The organism is Paracoccus aurantiacus (genome assembly GCF_007993065.1).
In the GTDB taxonomy this organism is placed as follows: domain Bacteria; phylum Pseudomonadota; class Alphaproteobacteria; order Rhodobacterales; family Rhodobacteraceae; genus Paracoccus; species Paracoccus aurantiacus.
Genome location: NZ_VOPL01000013.1, coordinates 1 through 15687 on the forward strand (window position 1 = coordinate 1; position 15687 = coordinate 15687).

General features: G+C 61.8%; 18 protein-coding genes. 7 read left to right on the top strand and 11 right to left on the bottom strand.

Translation table 11 applies throughout. The features are described 5' to 3' along the window. Window positions 1-150: 150 nt before the first annotated feature. From FQV27_RS17725 to FQV27_RS18955, 4 genes are read left to right on the top strand one after another with little or no spacing between them, the layout of a single operon-like run. The gene (locus FQV27_RS17725) at window positions 151-1044 is read left to right on the top strand and encodes an ArdC family protein (RefSeq protein WP_147101120.1); all 894 of its coding nucleotides are present in this window, start codon (window positions 151-153) and stop codon (window positions 1042-1044) included. Beyond that, complete coding sequence (locus tag FQV27_RS17730) at window positions 1041-1226, top strand: hypothetical protein (protein WP_147101122.1); 186 nt, start codon at window positions 1041-1043, stop codon at window positions 1224-1226. Before FQV27_RS17725 ends, FQV27_RS17730 begins: the two co-directional genes overlap by 4 nt. Before the next feature lie 11 nt (window positions 1227-1237). Continuing rightward, window positions 1238-1438: a hypothetical protein gene (locus FQV27_RS17735; protein ID WP_147101125.1), complete on the top strand. Its 201-nt coding sequence runs from the start codon at window positions 1238-1240 to the stop codon at window positions 1436-1438. 10 nt (window positions 1439-1448) lie between these two features. Continuing rightward, on the top strand, window positions 1449-1616 hold the full coding sequence (locus tag FQV27_RS18955; RefSeq protein ID WP_175479924.1) for a hypothetical protein: 168 nt from the start codon (window positions 1449-1451) through the stop codon (window positions 1614-1616). 246 nt (window positions 1617-1862) lie between these two features. Here FQV27_RS18955 and FQV27_RS17740 read toward each other — a convergent pair whose 3' ends face one another. The 3 genes from FQV27_RS17740 to FQV27_RS17750 form a co-directional block, all read right to left on the bottom strand. Further along, a complete protein-coding gene (locus tag FQV27_RS17740) occupies window positions 1863-2246 on the bottom strand; it encodes a hypothetical protein (RefSeq protein WP_147101127.1) in 384 nt (127 codons plus the stop codon). A gap of 292 nt (window positions 2247-2538) precedes the next feature. Beyond that, window positions 2539-3150 (bottom strand): hypothetical protein, encoded by a 612-nt coding sequence (locus FQV27_RS17745; RefSeq protein WP_147101129.1) that lies wholly within the window; start codon window positions 3148-3150, stop codon window positions 2539-2541. Continuing rightward, window positions 3150-3854 (bottom strand): nucleotide-binding protein, encoded by a 705-nt coding sequence (locus FQV27_RS17750; protein ID WP_147101131.1) that lies wholly within the window; start codon window positions 3852-3854, stop codon window positions 3150-3152. Before FQV27_RS17750 ends, FQV27_RS17745 begins: the two co-directional genes overlap by 1 nt. Window positions 3855-4490: 636 nt before the next feature. Here FQV27_RS17750 and FQV27_RS17755 point away from each other — a divergent pair. Genes FQV27_RS17755 through FQV27_RS17765 form a run of 3 tightly spaced genes read left to right on the top strand, consistent with a single transcriptional unit; the run spans window position 4491 to window position 9070 of the window. Beyond that, on the top strand, window positions 4491-5069 hold the full coding sequence (locus FQV27_RS17755) for a helix-turn-helix domain-containing protein (RefSeq protein ID WP_186827369.1): 579 nt from the start codon (window positions 4491-4493) through the stop codon (window positions 5067-5069). Then, on the top strand, window positions 5066-7024 hold the full coding sequence (locus tag FQV27_RS17760; RefSeq protein ID WP_147101135.1) for a relaxase/mobilization nuclease domain-containing protein: 1959 nt from the start codon (window positions 5066-5068) through the stop codon (window positions 7022-7024). Before FQV27_RS17755 ends, FQV27_RS17760 begins: the two co-directional genes overlap by 4 nt. 12 nt (window positions 7025-7036) lie before the next feature. After that, window positions 7037-9070, top strand: a complete 2034-nt coding sequence (locus FQV27_RS17765; RefSeq protein WP_147101137.1) for a type IV secretory system conjugative DNA transfer family protein — start codon at window positions 7037-7039, stop codon at window positions 9068-9070. Between the two features lie 73 nt (window positions 9071-9143). Here the strand turns inward: FQV27_RS17765 and FQV27_RS17770 are convergent, their stop codons facing one another. Genes FQV27_RS17770 through FQV27_RS17805 form a run of 8 tightly spaced genes read right to left on the bottom strand, consistent with a single transcriptional unit; the run spans window position 9144 to window position 15687 of the window. Continuing rightward, on the bottom strand, window positions 9144-10178 hold the full coding sequence (locus tag FQV27_RS17770) for an ATPase, T2SS/T4P/T4SS family (RefSeq protein ID WP_147101139.1): 1035 nt from the start codon (window positions 10176-10178) through the stop codon (window positions 9144-9146). Next, complete coding sequence (locus tag FQV27_RS17775; RefSeq protein ID WP_147101141.1) at window positions 10178-11455, bottom strand: TrbI/VirB10 family protein; 1278 nt, start codon at window positions 11453-11455, stop codon at window positions 10178-10180. Before FQV27_RS17775 ends, FQV27_RS17770 begins: the two co-directional genes overlap by 1 nt. 4 nt (window positions 11456-11459) lie before the next feature. Continuing rightward, on the bottom strand, window positions 11460-12191 hold the full coding sequence (locus tag FQV27_RS17780; RefSeq protein ID WP_147101143.1) for a TrbG/VirB9 family P-type conjugative transfer protein: 732 nt from the start codon (window positions 12189-12191) through the stop codon (window positions 11460-11462). A 4-nt stretch (window positions 12192-12195) separates the two neighbouring features. Beyond that, the gene (locus FQV27_RS17785) at window positions 12196-12849 is read right to left on the bottom strand and encodes a VirB8 family type IV secretion system protein (RefSeq protein ID WP_186827370.1); all 654 of its coding nucleotides are present in this window, start codon (window positions 12847-12849) and stop codon (window positions 12196-12198) included. Next, window positions 12846-13874: a type IV secretion system protein gene (locus tag FQV27_RS17790; RefSeq protein WP_147101147.1), complete on the bottom strand. Its 1029-nt coding sequence runs from the start codon at window positions 13872-13874 to the stop codon at window positions 12846-12848. The genes FQV27_RS17785 and FQV27_RS17790 overlap by 4 nt, the downstream gene beginning before the upstream one ends. Before the next feature lie 3 nt (window positions 13875-13877). Then, window positions 13878-14657: a hypothetical protein gene (locus FQV27_RS17795; protein ID WP_147101149.1), complete on the bottom strand. Its 780-nt coding sequence runs from the start codon at window positions 14655-14657 to the stop codon at window positions 13878-13880. Next, window positions 14654-14884: a hypothetical protein gene (locus FQV27_RS17800; protein ID WP_147101151.1), complete on the bottom strand. Its 231-nt coding sequence runs from the start codon at window positions 14882-14884 to the stop codon at window positions 14654-14656. Before FQV27_RS17800 ends, FQV27_RS17795 begins: the two co-directional genes overlap by 4 nt. Before the next feature lie 2 nt (window positions 14885-14886). Further along, window positions 14887-15687, bottom strand: coding sequence for a type IV secretion system protein (locus FQV27_RS17805; protein WP_147101153.1), 801 nt, complete (start codon window positions 15685-15687; stop codon window positions 14887-14889).

Consider the following 15687-nt stretch of genomic DNA (forward strand, 5'->3'; position numbering starts at 1 on the left):
ACAGTCAGCCCCAGGGCCGCGGGCAGGGCTGCGCCCTCCCCGCTTTGCCGTCCGAAAGGCATGGGGCCTTTCGACGACAAGCAGAGAGGTCTCGCCCATCGGCGGAAAGCAGGCACCAAGCCCGCGCCGCCCGTCGCAAAGGAGGCCGACATGGCAGCGAAGTTCGATATTTATCAGCATGTCACCGATCAGATCATTGCCAGCATCGAGGCAGGCACGCCCGCATGGCGCAAGCCTTGGGCCGGCGATGCGGGCGGCATCCCCTTCCCCCGGCGCAGCACCGGCGAGTTCTACCGGGGTATCAATATCCTGATGTTGTGGAGCGAGGCGGCCGAAAAGGGTTTCCGCAGCCCCTACTGGTTCACCTACCGGCAGGCGCAGGAGGCTGGCGGACAGGTCCTCAAGGGCGAAAAATCCGCCATTGTCATCAAATACGGCACCGTGGACCGTGAAGACCCCGAGACCGGCGAGGAAAAGACCATTGGCTATGCCAAGTCTTACCGGGTGTTCAACGCCGACCAGATCGACGGATTGCCCGAAGCCTATCATGGCGCACCCATCGAGGAACCCCGCGATCTCGGGACCGAGGCAGATCCGGCGCTTGAGGCGTTCTTTGACGCGACCGGCATCGAACGCCGCACCAGCGACGATCCGCGCGCCTATTACGATATCGCCGGGGATTTCGTGCATATGCCGCCGGTTTCGACTTTTCACGAGGCGGGAGGATATTATGCGACCCTCGCCCATGAATTTTGCCATGCCAGCGGCGCAGCGCACCGGCTGGACCGCTTCAGCCGGTTCAGCGACCGGGCATCTTATGCATTCGAGGAACTTTGCGCCGAATTGGGGCAAGTTATGGTTTGCGCTCAACTCGGCCTGACGCCTGATTTCGGGCAGTCGGCGGCTTATATCGCGTCGTGGCTGCGCGCGCTGAAAGACGACAAGCGGATGATCTTCAAGGCCGCGACCGAGGCACAGAAGGCCGCCGACTGGCTCATGAAAACCGCACCCGCCGGGATGATCGAGGAAAGGGCCGCCGCATGAGCGGCCCGACCCCCCTGCCCGTCCTGACCTGCCGCAAATGCGGCAGCGTCAACCCGCTGGTGTTTCTCGCGCCCGTGACCGTGCCGGGTGAGCCGGTCGGAACCTGCATCTGCATGTCCTGCGCGATGGCGCGCGGCTGGCTCGACCGCGACGGCAATCTGAAACCCGGCACCACCCTGTAAGGAGGACGACCATGCACAGCTTTTCCGCCTATTGCCGCCTGAACGTGGCGATCTGCGCCAGCAACCTGGCCGTGATCCGCGCGGCATCCCATAAGATCAATCCGAAAGCCCGGTTCGATCCGGCGCGGCGGGGCGACCGCCACGCCTATTTCCGGGCCATGCTCGATCAGCATGACGATGCCCGCGCCCTCGCGGCGCGGCATCGGTTGTGAGGGTTGCGCGATGTTCTATGAATTGCGCGACCATCCCGACGATTTGCCAATTCTCTGCGAGTCACTGGCCGAGGCCCGCAAGCGCGCCCGTGCCCGCGCCGCGCGTTTCGGCATCAGTGTTCTGATCTATGAAATGGACCCATTTACGGGAGAGCGCCTTGTTGAAGATGTAGGCTGATATTTTCCCCCGGCCCGATATCTGCGGGCCGGGGGGCGATTTGCGGCTTGGGCCTGATTGACCAGGAGGGCAGCGACCGGCGAGCCGGCCACTGCCCTCCTGGTCCGGCGCTGTCCGCGCGGAGCCGCTGCGCGGCAAATTGCGACGAGGCTTCGCCCGTCACGTCATTTCCTGGCTCTAAAGGACGTCAGGTTTTCCACAGATTTTCTCGCGTCCCTTCGTTCTCTGGGGGCGCGTCCCGCTCGTTCATCTGCGAGGCCCTTCCGCCTGGCGGCGTTCGGGCTGGATAACCTGCCGGCCAGCGTCGCCAGTGCGGTGCGTGGCAACCATCGTCTGACGGTCCTCATCGGTCAGGTCAGCAAGCAGCAGCTGTGCCAGCCGGATCTTTCCACGGCGGCCGATCTGCCGGCGCGCGAGGCGCTTTCCACAGGCCAGGAAATACGCGCGCAGTTCCTCATATGTCGCCATTGCGGCCCAGAACTCCGCATCGTCCTCGATATCGCCGAACGGCACCAGCGGGGCATCCGCGCGGGCTTCCTCCAGGACGGCGGACATGACCATCTCCGCGTCATACCAGTCACAGGCTGCAATCGCGTCCAGGAGGTTATGAGACCGTTCCAGCCGGGACATGCGGCCCCCCTGCCCTTCCGCCTGGCAATCGTTCCCGTGTCGATAGGCCATCTGCGCCCCCCGTCTCGGTCGGGGTGCCCCAAATGGAGCCTGCCCCGAAAACTTCGGTTTTCGGGGTCTGGCCTCGCCGAGAGTGGGGGTAGCAGAGGCAAGGACAATCGACGGAAGTGGTGCGGCCCGCAGGCGCAGCCGAGGACACGGTTCTGTCTATTGTCCTTGACGGCGCGAGGGGCAAAGCCCCTTAGCCCTTCGGACCAAGGGTCCGCATCAGAGACGCCTTTGCCCCCTGCCCTTACCGGCTCGTTTGATCCAGGAACCGCGCGACAAAGGCGGCCCCTTCATGTTGAGCCCAATGGTCATAAATTCTCTTGGGATCGAGCAGGTTGTGCGGGTCGATATGGGATATGTCGCCGAGATCGACCGTAACCGTGGTCTTGTAGGAGCAATTCGGCACATTGTCGGTAAAAGGCTCGATATGCGTGCGTCCCGGTCGGCCGGTCTTCGCAGTTTCCTTGAACTCACCCGCAAATTTTCTGGCAATGGCTTGCAGGACCGTCTTGACCGGCAAGTTGGATGCCTTTGCAAATGCCATGAACCTGTCTTCGTGGGTCGTGGGAACCTTGAGCATGAGGTTGATCGAGGTCTTTCGCGTAGCTTTGCGAGACATTGTATTCGTTGGCGATTTGACGGGTTCGTCTGCTCGTTTATCCACGTCTTCCGCTGCGGGTGCCGGCATTTTGGTTTCGACCGAGACTGGCTTTGGCGCTGGCCGGGGATCTTGCCTTGGGGTCGATTTCTTTTCTTGGGACGGTTCGTTCGTTCCGGCGCGAGTCATGAAATCCGATGCGGGGAGCGCTGGCTTTTTCTGGCGCAGCATCTTCAGATCGTCGAGAGCCTTGCTCATCATGCATTTTCCTTCGCAAACTTGCCTTCGGTCACTTCATCGAAGATGCCGCGGGCCAAAGTCATCACATCTTCATAATACTTGCGTTTGACCGCTGGGCCCTTGTCGCGCATGACATTGAGAAGGCCACGCTGATCCATTTCATTCAAAGCCGTGCGCTCTGCCAACATCTCATCCAGGATGGCTTCGCCGTAGCTGTCGAACAGCGCAGACATTTCTGCCCTGTGGGACTCGCCTGCACTTTTCGGTGCATTTATAAGGATGCGTGGGCTCGCCACCTTTGCGCTCTGAGCCCGGTATAGATCGACATACCTCATGATCTTGCCGACTTCAGATGTATCGCTGCGGGACAGCCTGGTTGGCACAACGATGAAGTCGGACACCTCAAAGATCATTCCCATGATCTCCGAGGATGACCCCTGCGTGTCGATCAGGCAGATGTGCTCGCCTGGAGCCTCCTTCAGAGCGATCACATGGTCGAGAAGTTCCATCTGGTCCATCGTCTTGAGGCTTGTGACGCTTTCGGACCAACGGTCGTTCTCCATCCCGGCAGTATGCCATTCTGCCACAGCCACAGATTCATCCGTGTCGATCAAGGTGACGGGCATGCCTCGTTCGTCCGCGACCGAGGCGAACATTCTGACGCAGGTGGATTTCCCGACACCGCCCTTGCGGTTCATGAAACTGATTGTTGTGCATGTCATCTGCTCGCCCTCGCAACGGTTGCCCTGGTTTCCTCAGCGGTGATGCCGGGAACTTCTGCTCTCCAGCAACTATGACATAGCAATCGGCGCATGGCGATTGGCAGAATGCAATTGGCAGGCCGTTTATGGCGAACGTGCAACGGCGGGTGGCAGATAGAACGCGGCATATAGCATATCGTGGGTCGCGTATCCGATATGGCAAACGGGCAATAGCAGTCGGACAATAGTCGATGGCGTATCAGCAATAGCTATTACGAAGCAGCGATTGTGGATCAGCAATAGTGAAACAGCGTTTGGGCATCAGCAATCGGCCGATAGCACACGGCAATCATGCAGGAGTGGTCAGCACATGGCGAACGATCATTCAGGATCGGCTCTTACGCGATAGCGTATCGCAATCGGCATATCGCACTTACGATATCGCATATATCGAACGGCGTTTGGCGGTAGGCACTTTGCGGACGGCCATTGGGCATCGGCGTATGGCGCTCAAAAAACGTGCGGTCTGATCGACGGTCGACCTGGCGTCAGAAACCCCTTTGGAAGTTGCTCTGAAAATGGTAATGGAGGTTAAGGTTGATAGCAAGCGGTTGGCAGGAAGTGCGTTCTGTATTACAAAATTCGCGTAGAGCTAATTTGTCGAAGGGCGGTCAGGCGAGCCGCCTGACCCCGACGATCCGCGATCAGATTGTTTCGCGACTAAAAGAGGGCGTGGCGGTCGCCAAGATCGCGTCGGAGTTTGACGTCGCCAAGAGCACAATCTACCGGCTGCGGAGTGCCACCGTTGCCCCGAAGCGCCCCGCGTTTGCCCCGACGGAGGTTGTGACCTTCCGGATATCCGAGGGTGAGAGGGCCGCCTTTGAGGAAGAACTTGCCCGGGCCGGGTTCAAGGATCGGTCGGATGCGCTGCGGGCGCTGGTGCGCAATTCTGTCGGTTTGCTGGACCGGAACTTCGCGTTCGTGGGCGAGGTGAAGGCGCTCTACGACGAGGTGTCGGCGATCGGTGTCAATGTGAACCAGATCGCGCGGGCGGTGAACCGCGGCCAGGCGCCGCCTCTGAGGGAGGCGGGCAAGGATCTGGCGGAGCTGAAATCGCAGCTTCGGAAGGTTCTCCCGGCACTGAATAATGTCGTCCAGGAGGCGCGGCGGTCCAACGAGCGGGTTTGGGCGGCGGCGCGGGCCGATGATGCGGCGGGCGAGGGGGAGAGCGAGTGAGTTTCCTTGCCGACGACGATGAAGGCGTCACGATCCGCCAGCATCTGCGGAAGGTGCGGGGCGGTGGTCGTTCGGGTGGTCGGCGCGGATCGGGGCTGTCGGGCAGCCTGCTGAACAAGTGGAATTTCGCGGAAGGCTCGCGGGCCGCCGTATTCAAGAAGATCGCCAGCGGCGGGACGCATACGCGCCACCAGATGCGCCGGCAGATGGACTACATCAACACCAAGGCGCACTACACGTTCGGGTTCAGCGATGCGCTGACTGACGAGCGGCGTCAGTCGGAGGCTTCGCTTGAGGCCGTCGCGGATAGCTGGGAGGCCAGCTGGCAGGGCACGCCGAAGAACGGTCACACATCGCATCTGCTGATCTCGTTTCCGCCCGATACCGCGCCGCGCGATGCGGCGGCCATCGCCGAGGAAATGTGCGAGCGGGCGTTCGGGTCCGAAAAGGAATTTGCCGACGATCGTTGGGAGTACATTGCGGCGCTGCACACGGACCGGTCGCACCCGCATGTGCATGTGCTGGTCAACAATCGCGGGGTCGAGAACGGCAGCTGGTTCTATCTGTCGAACAAGCTGGACGCGCCGTTCACCTACCAGGGATTCCGGAACCTGATGGTGTCGGTGGCGCAGGATTACGGCGTCCACCTGGAAGCGACGACGCGCTACGAGCGTGGCGATCTTCAGTACTCGCCATCCTCGGCGCAGTGGCGGCAGGGCAGGGCGCCGGGCCAGCGGGCGCTGACGGATCGCGTTCTGGGCATGCTGATCGACGAGGCGGACGAGTGGGGAGAGGTGGTGAAAGCCGCGAAGATGGTGGGCAACGCGCGCGTGGCGGAGGTTGCGGATCGGATGATCCAGGGCATCGCCACGCAGAACCCGATTTCAAGGAAGGAATTCGAGATGGTACTTGAGAATGTGGAGACCCCGGAAGATTTCGAAGCGGCAGTCAGGGGCTGGGCGGAAGAAGTACGAGACACTGTTCTGACGCTGCCCCCCGAAATGCAAGGAAAGCATTTCGCGGAAATCGACGGCGTATTGTCTGATATGAAACGGGATTACGGGCTTGTCATCGAGGTTGAGGGGATCGCGCATCCCGGCCCGATGGCGAACAGCCTGCATGCCGATGGCGACCTTCTGGCCCGCCGCGCCGAGGATTACGTCCCCGAGGGCCGCGACATTGGCCGGCAGACGCTGGCGACCGCCGTCGAGATGTTCTCGGCCGGGGTCTCGGACGAGGACGATATCCGGGCCTTTTCGGGAGCGGAACTGGGCGACGATCAGATCCGCGATTACAAGACGTCGCTGCGTGCTGTCGAGCTTGCCAATGTCGATTACAGCTTTGAGGCCCGGCCCGGCGCGGTGGCGGATTTCTGGCAGAAGTTCGACGAGCTGTCGGGTGATGCCGGCATCGACAGGCAATACGCCAAGGGCGTGTTCGAGAACGACCTGCTGAGCGACGACCAGAAGCGTGATGTTCTGTCCTCGGCGGTCGATCCCGAACGTGGCCCGAAGATCTCAGCCGACGAGATGTTCGATAGGGTTCAGGAGGTGCGCGGCGAGATGCGGGCCAATATCATGACGCCCGACAGGGATTACCTGCGGTCCTTTATGCAGCGCCTGACCGAGCGCGAGTATCCCTCCGCGGCGCCGGAGTTCGCCAACCGCGAGAGCGAGCGGGAATACGCGGCGGCGCTTCGTGCCGAGTTCGGGACCAAGGGCTTCGAGCGCATGGCTGAAGGGGATTACCGCGATCTCGAATCCATCACGCCGAACCGGCTGCACCAGCGCGAACTGGCGGCCTCGGTGATGGCGATGGCGGAGCGTCCGGAACATGCCGCGAAGTTCGATCTGTCGCGCGAGCAGATTGCCCAAGGCTACGCGGCGGCCGACGAGCCCCACAAGGCGCAGCGGGCGCTTGGCCAGAGCAGCACCGGCGACGATTTCTCGCTCTGAGGGGAGGGCAGCATGGAACTTGACCTGAAAGACCGGGTGCGGCTCGTCGCCGGCATCGTCATGACGCTTCTGATCGCGGTTATCGCATCGAGCCTTGTGCTGAACGGCATGAACCGAGACTTCAACGGCAGTCCGATCTCGATCGTCGGTGTTCTGAGCGATCTGAGCCTTCAGACCGAGGCGCAAAAGATCGCGGCGGCGATCTTCGTCGGCGTGGTTGTGCTCTGCATCGTGTTCATCGGGGTGATGATCTACACGACGACCACGACGCGCTACGGCACGGCGCATTTCCAGGGGATCAAGGAGATGCGCCGGAACGGCTTTGTCACACCGCTGGAAGAGGGCGGCCTGATCTTCGGCAAGGTTGCGCGCCCGCCAAAAGAGCTGCGGGGCAAGCCGCTGGAAGTGGTGCAAACACCGCCGAAGGAGGCGCTAAACGCGGAGTTCATCTCGGCACCGATCGACGCCTTTCCGCAATGCCTGCTGATAGGTCCGACGCGCTCGGGCAAGGGGGTGTCCTATCTCACGCCCAACTGCCTGCTGGCGGATGGCTCACTGGTGGTGCTCGATGTGAAGGGCGAGATCTTCCGCAACACGTCGCGGATGAGGGTGGAGCTGGGCGACGAGGTGCTTCGCTTCGCGCCCTATGATTTCGAGCATGGCTCGCACCACTACAATCCGTTGGCCCGGATTGCCGCGATCACGCATCCGAACCGCCGGTATGCGGAACTGGACAAGCTTGCCGACAACTTCCTGGTGGCGAAGGGTGAAGGTTCGGCCTCGAACTTCCTTGGCGGTGCCAAGCAATGGTTCATCGCCGGGTGCCTGCGCGCCATCGAGATAGGCGATCCGACGCTGACCCGTGTTCATGCGCTGATGTTCGGCGATGGCACCGAGGTCGGGGTGAGCGACAGCGACCGCTACAACGCCATCGCGAGGGCGTCGGACAACCCCATCGTACGCCGCGAGTTCTCGAATTACGGGAACCTCGATCCGAAGATCCGGCAATCCTACAGCCAGGTCATGAGCGACAGCGGGCTGAAGCAGTGGGCCAACCCTCAGATCCAGGCCGTGACCCGTCGCGACGATATCCGGTTCGACGATATCCGCTCGCGGCGGCAGTCGATCTATATCGTGGTGCAGTCGGACGATATCTCGCCGTTGAACGCAGTAATCCGGCTGATGTTCACGGATCTGATCGCCTCGATCCGGCAGACCAGCTCAGACCATGACAGCGGGCTGGGGCAGGTATTCATCATGCTCGATGAATTCGACCAGCTTGGCTATATGCCGATCATCCAGCAGTCGATGAAACAGCTGGCCGGTCATGGCGCGCGCACGACTGTGGTCACGCAGTCGATCTCCGGCCTGAAATCGGTGGGCTACAGCGATGCCGAGGTCGAAAGCCTGCTCGCCGGCTGCGAGATGAAGATCTATATCTCCCCGAATGATCACTCGACCACGGAAGAGATCACCAAGGCGCTCGGCACACGCACCGGCTTCAAGGCGTCCTACAGCTATACGCTGAACGATTTTTCAAACCGCAGCGTCAACGTCTCGACAGAGGAACTGCCGCTGTTCACCGCCGCGCAGTTGCGGGGGTTGCCCAAGTCAAAGGTGCTGCTGATGCCGGAAGGACACCAGCCGATCTTGGCGGACAAGATCGTCTATTACGCCGATCCGGTCTTCAAACCGATCTTCGAGCGTCAGAAAGGCCCCTATCCCTATCCGTCGCGCCAGTTGCAGCATATCGACAGACTGGAACAGCAGGTGGTCCGGACAGCCGTGGAAAACCGGCAGATGCTGGAAGCAATCGCGGAGGCGAAGACGTTCGAGGCAAGTCCGCCACGCGAGGTGCAAGGTTCGATTGTGGACCTTCCGCGAGAAGAGGCTGCCGCAGTTTACGAGAGCCGGATGAATGCCATCAAGAACGCGGCACAGCAGGACGCCTCAGCAGTTGAAGCTGGAAAGCAAGCTGAAAAGGAAAAAGCGGAGCGATTGGAGGCCAAGAGGGCGGCTGCGATGAAAAAAATCGACTCGCTGTAAGTCTTCAGATGATCGTGGGCTGTGGTGAGTGGACGTTCTTGCGCCGCTCACCAAAGAGAAACAACGGGGCGCCTCATGGCGCCCCGATTGCATCCAGAGACGGGAACCAGATTTCGGCGATTCCGCGTTTCCCGGTGCGGCGATCTTCCATGACCTGGATCACGCAGTGGATCGACTGGCGGAAGTTCTCCAGCAGTTCGCTGTGGTCGATGCGGGCACCGGACTGCCGGATCAGCGAGGACAGTTTCTCGAAGGCCATGCGGGCGGTGCTGGCATGGATCGTGGTCATGGAGCCTTCATGGCCGGAGTTGATGGCCTCCATGAAGGTCTGTGCCTCCGGCCCCAGCAGTTCGCCGAGAATGATCCGGCGCGGGTTGAGGCGCAGGCATGCCTGAAGCAGCTTTGTCGGATTACGCTGGCTCGCGGGGTCAAGCTCGGATTGCAGCATCAGGCTATTGGGCTGGGTCGGGAACAGCTCCACGCCCTTCTCGATGGTGATGATCCGCTCATCGGGATCAATGAAGGAGATATAGCGTCGGGTGAGAGCGGTCTTGCCGCTGTCGGTGGCCCCAGAGATCATCAGGTTCATGCGTTCGCGCGCCAGTGCCGCCAGAACATCGTCGAAGTCGCAATTGCCGTCCAGCGCCATGTCGAAGATCGCGCGGGCGTTCTCGGCAATCTCGGCCTCAAGCGATTTGCCCAGATCCCGCAACCGCTCGAAGCGGAAGTCCTTCTGCGCATCGCCGGTCACGAAGGCGCGCAGCGACATGGCAACGGGGCCGCCATAGACCGCCGGAGATCTCACCGCCTGAAAGCGGAACTTGCGCATCCCGCCCTCCATGCCCTCGATCCAGAAATCGAATGTCCCGGTCGCAAGGATGCGGTCCTCATCGAACTTCTCGCCGGCAGCGCCGGCGCAGAGTTCAGTGATCTCGATCATCTTCTGCGGCGGCAATACCGGGACGCCCTGTGGTGTGTGCATTTGGGCATGACCCTGAAGCTTCACCCAGATCCGGCCATCGGCATTCATCGAGCATTCGACCAGATCGGGACGTTTCAGAACCTGATGCAGAGGCGTCAGCGCGTCGATCAGCAGCGGAACCAGCATCAGTAGAATTCCAGGTCGCTATCCACGCGGATCGACACGTTCGATCCCTGGTGCACGAGGATCGTCGGTTTCTGGCCGAGATAGCCCTTCATCACATCGCCCACGGCACCCGACAGGCTGGCGCTGACATTCGCCGCTGCATCGTTCGAAGAACCGGACGAGTCGTCGCCATCGTCCGAGAGCAGCAGCGGCAGGGCGCTGATGACGCTGACCAGCGCGGCCGAGCCGAAGCGGGATGCGAAGTGATTGTTCACCTCGCTGACCATGCCGGAGCGTCCGAGGCGGTCGGAGCCATAGGATTTCAGCGATACGCTCTGCCCGTCTGTCGTGGTCAGGCGTGTCCATGCCACCAGGACGCGCTTCTGGGTCTGTCCCATCTCGGAGTTATAGGTGCCGAACAACTTCGAGCCTCTGGGCACCAGGACGCGGGTCATGTCCATTGACCATACGTCGCGCGAGACAATGGCTGCCACCTGGCCCTGCAGGTCGGAGTTGATCGCGACCTCAAGCGCCGCCTCGATGATCGTGCCCTGTCCAACCGTGTTCGAGGGATTGGCCGTCACGGTGGCGCGGCGGGTCTCGGTGGCTTCGGCGCTGGCGATCAGGAATTCCCGATCACCGGACATAGCCTGCCGTTCGGCACCGACGGTCCCATTGGCGAAGGTCTCTGCGCCGGTCTTTCCCATCACCGGGGGCGCCTGCATCCGGCGGGCCAGTTCTTCCTCGCGGCGGGCACGTTCTTCTTCCAGCGCCCTGCGCCGGTCAGCTTCGGCTTGCTCGGCTGCCAGGCGCGCGGCCTGTTCGGCTGCGGCCTCGGCTTGCCTGCGGCTGTAATCGGATTCGAGTTGGGCCTGCATCGCCGCGATCTGGTCGGCGTTCTCCTGCTCGATCTCGTCAAGCCGTTCCTCGAACAGCCTGCGACGTTCGTCAGCAGCTTCCTGTTCCTCGGCGATCTGCGCGGCCAGGCGCTCGTTTTCCGTGCGCAAACGGTCTAGCTCACCCTGATCGACGGCAAGGGGCGTGGCCTCGATCTCTGGTTCGTCGAGGTCGGGTTCGCTCAGGTCCGGCACCATGACTCCGCTGCGATCATTCTGTTGGATCGCTGCGGATTGCGAGGTTTCCAATGATGTCTCATCGGCAGTGCCCGACTGCGACAGGACATAATAGACCCCCGCGCCGCCGACGGCAGCGAAGCCAGCGGCCAGCGCGGTGGTCCGCATCCAGCCACTTTTGCGCGGGGGGCGCTTCTGGTTCAGGATCTCGTTGCGTGCGGCCATGGCGTCACCCCTTTCCCTGCTTTGCCAGCGCGGCGCGCAGGAGGTCGGACCAGATGCAGATTACCGTATCCCCGAGGCGCAGAACCCATCGGTCCTGGACGCTCGGAATGATCATCACGCCGTTTTCGATCTTCGTCTGGACCGAGTATTCCCGACCGTTGCCATCGGCCCGGAAGGCCGCGGGCATCGCGGCGTTCTGCGAAAACTGCATGTAAGTCTTGGTCCCATCGTCCCAGATCCGGGCGGGCATGAAGCCGGTCGCCCGGCTGGCCTGCGTGACATAGTAGGTCCGCGAATTCGGGCTGGGCCCACGGATCGCACTTCGGGTTGCCGCGCCGGATTTGGGATAGGCGAACTCGACGAGGTACATCGGCCGCCTCGCACCCTCGATCATCTCGAAGACATAGGTGCCGCGCGACGTGGCAACCGACATGTTCGTGCGCACGCCGGTCTGGGTCGGCTTGACGGCGAGGCTGTTGTCGCCGAGCTGACCGTAGGTGAAGCCCACATTGTCGCCGAGGGCGACGTTGATGATTTCCTCACCCGGACCGAACTCGATGGTCGTGGCGGTCAGCACCTTCGTGTCAATCCGATAGACCTGCCGTTCGGTGAAGACGACGGTCCGGACCCGATCGTCGGTCGGGCTGACGGAGGGGGTGATTTCGGCGGATGCGGCGCTGCAAAGAGCACAAAAGCCGAACATTGCAGAGGCGGCGAGAGCCGGGAAACGGGGCATGGCCTTATCCTTCCGATTGATGGTCGATGCGATAATCCGTCACCTGGAAGCCGAAGGGGTTTTCCCAGATCATCCGGTCGGAGGCGGTGTTCGCGGGTTTGAAGCGCCAGGAGAGGGTGACGATGTAGTTCGACGTGCCTTCCCGCGTCCCGTCCACGATACGCTTCTGCAGGCGGACCTGGGCCGTATTGTCCCCGAGAAGCGTGATCGCGTTGATGGAGACGAAGACGCGGGCATCGCGCGAGATAAGCTTCCGGATGTAGCGGGAGGAATTCGGGTCCCAGAGATCGAGCAGATCGTCGCGGGCGGTGCCGACAGAGCGCGAGATCACCCGTTCCAGCCGGACCTGCTGGTCATGAATGTCATGGGTCTCGCGGTCGAGCACATAATTGTAGACCCAGCTTTCGATCACGGCATCCTGCTCGGTCAACGTGGCCCGGCCGACTTCATATGCGCGGATCACGTCACCGGACTGGCGATCCACCAGCCCAAGATAGGCCTGCGTGGTCTTGAGCGGCATCATCACGAAGATCGTGGCTGCCAGCAAAAGGGCGGCGAGGCCGGCGATGATCGCGACCAGCCAGGCCAGCTGCTCGCGCCGCCTGATCCCGAAATACACTTCCCGGTTCAGCTGGGATTTGAGGGCTTGGTCAGTCACTTCGATGCCTTTCTCAGACGGTCGATTTCGGAGAACTTGGCCTGCATGGCGCGGCCCCGCTCCGGCGAGACGCCGCGCGCGGCCATGCCCATATTGGCGTAGGCCTGGTCCCTGGCCCTTTCCTGCATCTTCGGTGTGCGGCCCGTCATGTAGCCGGTGGCGAAGGCGGCGGTTCGCCGGCGTGCGGCGCCCATCGGGTTGACGGCCGCCGAGGCCGCACCTGCCATTGAGCCGAGATTGAACTGTCCGGTGAGGCTTGCGGCGATCGACGGCACATCCGAGAGCATCTTGATGCCCAGGCCGGCGACGGTGATGAAGCCCAAGACGCTGATCAGCGAGGTGCTGGATTCGACCTCGACCGTGATATGGGTCAGCAAACCTGCGACGATCCCGATGACAGCCCCGACCGCAACCGGATACATCAGGTAGCCGAACACGGCTGCCAGCCAGGCCTCGAACATCGACCGGGTCCGCTGGAAGAGCAGGAAGAAGCCCATCAGAGGCGCAAGGGCGATCAGCACCGCCAGCAGCAGCTTGGCGTAGGAAACCACGAGGATATAGACGACCGCGAGGATGCCGAGCACCACGAAGAGGAAGGCTCCGACCAATGCCCGCACGAGAACGGAATTTCCGTTCACCACCAGGTCGATCACTTCCGCCAGCGTCTGGAACATATCCTCTGCGGCATCCTCGCTGCCCGAGGCGGCATCGCCGGCAACATAGCTGCGCACCGTGTTGCCGACCGTATCGAAGAGGGAGGTTCCGGCGCTGTAGATGACGTTGAAATTGTCCCAGGAGAACAGAAAGACATAGATCGCGCCGATCCGGATCAGGATGCCGATCAACTGCGGGAAGGAAAATTCCGTGAAGCGGAACAGGACGTTGATCCCGTAGAGGACGATCAGCAGCACCGCGAGCACTTCCAGCCCGCCCGTAAGACCCTCGGCCAGACGTTGGAAGGTATTTTGAGCAATCTCCGCGACGCGTAGATCAATCAGCCGAACGATGGTCTCGATGAAATCCAAAGTTTAACCCTTCCCGCAAAAGCTGCGCTTTTCGGCGTCAAGCGCGTAGAATAGTGCCGCACTCATACGTTTTATGATCCGCCCCCCCGCTACGCTGTTGCCAGTTGTCTCGGCGACTGAATTTTCAAAAAGCCGCCGGGCAAACTCCTCGCCTTTGGAGAGAGGGACTGCTTGCGTTGCGCAGGAGCAGTCGCCGGTTTCGAGAGCAGCCCGGCTGGCTAAATAGTCGAGTAAATTTGCAATGTCGTAGCGATCTATCGTTGCTGATAGATCAGGCTGCGACTTCAGAATGTCCCCAATCTTCCCGAACCGCCTTGGGTTGCATTCAAATTTACTCGGCAAGTGAGCGACCTCCGTTGCGCGATCAAAGCCGGCGACGATCGGGAGCTCGGCGAGTTTTTCCTGCCGCTCTTCAGGCTGTGTGAACGTGGTAATCGCCACTTCAAATCCGGTCAGGTCGATCTCGTCCACATCGAAGCTGTCCCAATAGGCCGCGCCGCGCGCCTCTGCCTCGGCCCGCTCGACCTCGATCTCGGCCTCGCGTTTCTGCCGTTCCAGCCGTTCCCGCGCAAACTGCGCCTGCGCGGCGGCCTCCTCGGCTTCCAGAAGCTCGGCGATCGCATCCGCATCGCCGCTGTTCAGGATCTCCAGCTTCTCCTCATCCGAGAGCTGCGCGGGATCGCCGGCACCCTGGGAGGCGGCCTGCCAGGCCACAAGTGCACCGGCAATGGCGATCGCGGCGATGGCCGTGGCGCCGATCAGGCGGGTTTTCTGCTGCGTCATTCCTGGTCCTCCGTCTGGGGTTCTGCGGGCGCTGTCGCCGCGTCTTCGGCCAAGGCCTCGGCCTGTTCCTGCCGTACGCGCTCCATGACGGCTTCCATGTCCGGATCGGCAGGCTGCACGGTCTCTGTGTTTGAGAACGGCATGCCGGCCTCATTCCGCAGCCAGAGCCAGCCACCGATAACAAGCGCGACCATGACGATTGTGAAGCCGATCCAGATATGTTTCATCGTCAATCACCCTCAAGCAGCGAATCGTCGCCGGTCAGCGACAGGAACTTCTCGTCGTCAGCCATGGTGGCGGCGTCGATCACCCCGGCCTGGCCCATGGCAACGGTCTGGATCGCCTCCATGTTGGCCTGGTTGATCAGCGCAATGACCAACTCGCCCGTCACGCGCGTGTTGAGGTCGATCGCCTGCTTGAGATTGGTCGCGTCCTCGATCTGCCCGATCAGCGTGGCCGTGCGTTCCAGCGAAGCCGAGGTCTGTTCGATCGCGTTCTCGGCCGCCGCCGAGGTATAGGCACTGGTCGCGGCCTGTGTCCCGACACGCTGCTGATCCGGGTTGTCGCTGGCCGTCAGCTCGTCCACGGTTTCCTGCGAAAGCCCTGCGCTTTCATAGATCCCGGCAATCACTTTACCGGCGGGCGATCCGCCAACCGTGCCATTGCCAAACACGGCGTCCCAATCGCCCGAACGGGCCGCTTCCAGCTGCTCCTGAAGGCCGCCAAGCTCCAGCCCGCCAAGGAGATCGTCGAGATTGAGCCCGGCCAGCAATGCGTCCAGATCGAAGCCGTCGGTCAGGGAGGACACGACCTGTTCCAGCTCTTCGAGCTGCTTGATCAGCTGCTGGGTCTGCTCGTCGAGGATGCCGTTGGTGCGGATCGACTGCGCCAGTTCATCCTGGCTGGAATTCAGGAGCGCGATCAGCTCCGCCAGCGAACGCGGATCGTGGGTCGGCACGCCCTGCGCGACGGCAAGCCCCGCGCAGAGGCTCAGTCCGGTTGCGGCGGCAAGGTTGCGGAAAATGCTCAT

What these genes read in the sequence shown, in the direction of transcription:
- FQV27_RS17775 (WP_147101141.1), bottom strand. Translation starts at nt 11,455, where the DNA reads ATGGCCGCACGCAACGAGATCCTGAACCAGAAGCGCCCCCCGCGCAAA.
- FQV27_RS17725 (WP_147101120.1), top strand. Translation starts at nt 151, where the DNA reads ATGGCAGCGAAGTTCGATATTTATCAGCATGTCACCGATCAGATCATT.
- FQV27_RS17770 (WP_147101139.1), bottom strand. Translation starts at nt 10,178, where the DNA reads ATGCTGGTTCCGCTGCTGATCGACGCGCTGACGCCTCTGCATCAGGTT.
- FQV27_RS17745 (WP_147101129.1), bottom strand. Translation starts at nt 3,150, where the DNA reads ATGAGCAAGGCTCTCGACGATCTGAAGATGCTGCGCCAGAAAAAGCCA.
- FQV27_RS17730 (WP_147101122.1), top strand. Translation starts at nt 1,041, where the DNA reads ATGAGCGGCCCGACCCCCCTGCCCGTCCTGACCTGCCGCAAATGCGGC.
- FQV27_RS17795 (WP_147101149.1), bottom strand. Translation starts at nt 14,657, where the DNA reads ATGACGCAGCAGAAAACCCGCCTGATCGGCGCCACGGCCATCGCCGCG.
- FQV27_RS17800 (WP_147101151.1), bottom strand. Translation starts at nt 14,884, where the DNA reads ATGAAACATATCTGGATCGGCTTCACAATCGTCATGGTCGCGCTTGTT.
- FQV27_RS17735 (WP_147101125.1), top strand. Translation starts at nt 1,238, where the DNA reads ATGCACAGCTTTTCCGCCTATTGCCGCCTGAACGTGGCGATCTGCGCC.
- FQV27_RS17780 (WP_147101143.1), bottom strand. Translation starts at nt 12,191, where the DNA reads ATGCCCCGTTTCCCGGCTCTCGCCGCCTCTGCAATGTTCGGCTTTTGT.
- FQV27_RS17750 (WP_147101131.1), bottom strand. Translation starts at nt 3,854, where the DNA reads ATGACATGCACAACAATCAGTTTCATGAACCGCAAGGGCGGTGTCGGG.
- FQV27_RS17765 (WP_147101137.1), top strand. Translation starts at nt 7,037, where the DNA reads ATGGAACTTGACCTGAAAGACCGGGTGCGGCTCGTCGCCGGCATCGTC.
- FQV27_RS17740 (WP_147101127.1), bottom strand. Translation starts at nt 2,246, where the DNA reads ATGTCCCGGCTGGAACGGTCTCATAACCTCCTGGACGCGATTGCAGCC.
- FQV27_RS18955 (WP_175479924.1), top strand. Translation starts at nt 1,449, where the DNA reads ATGTTCTATGAATTGCGCGACCATCCCGACGATTTGCCAATTCTCTGC.
- FQV27_RS17805 (WP_147101153.1), bottom strand. Translation starts at nt 15,687, where the DNA reads ATGAGCATTTTCCGCAACCTTGCCGCCGCAACCGGACTGAGCCTCTGC.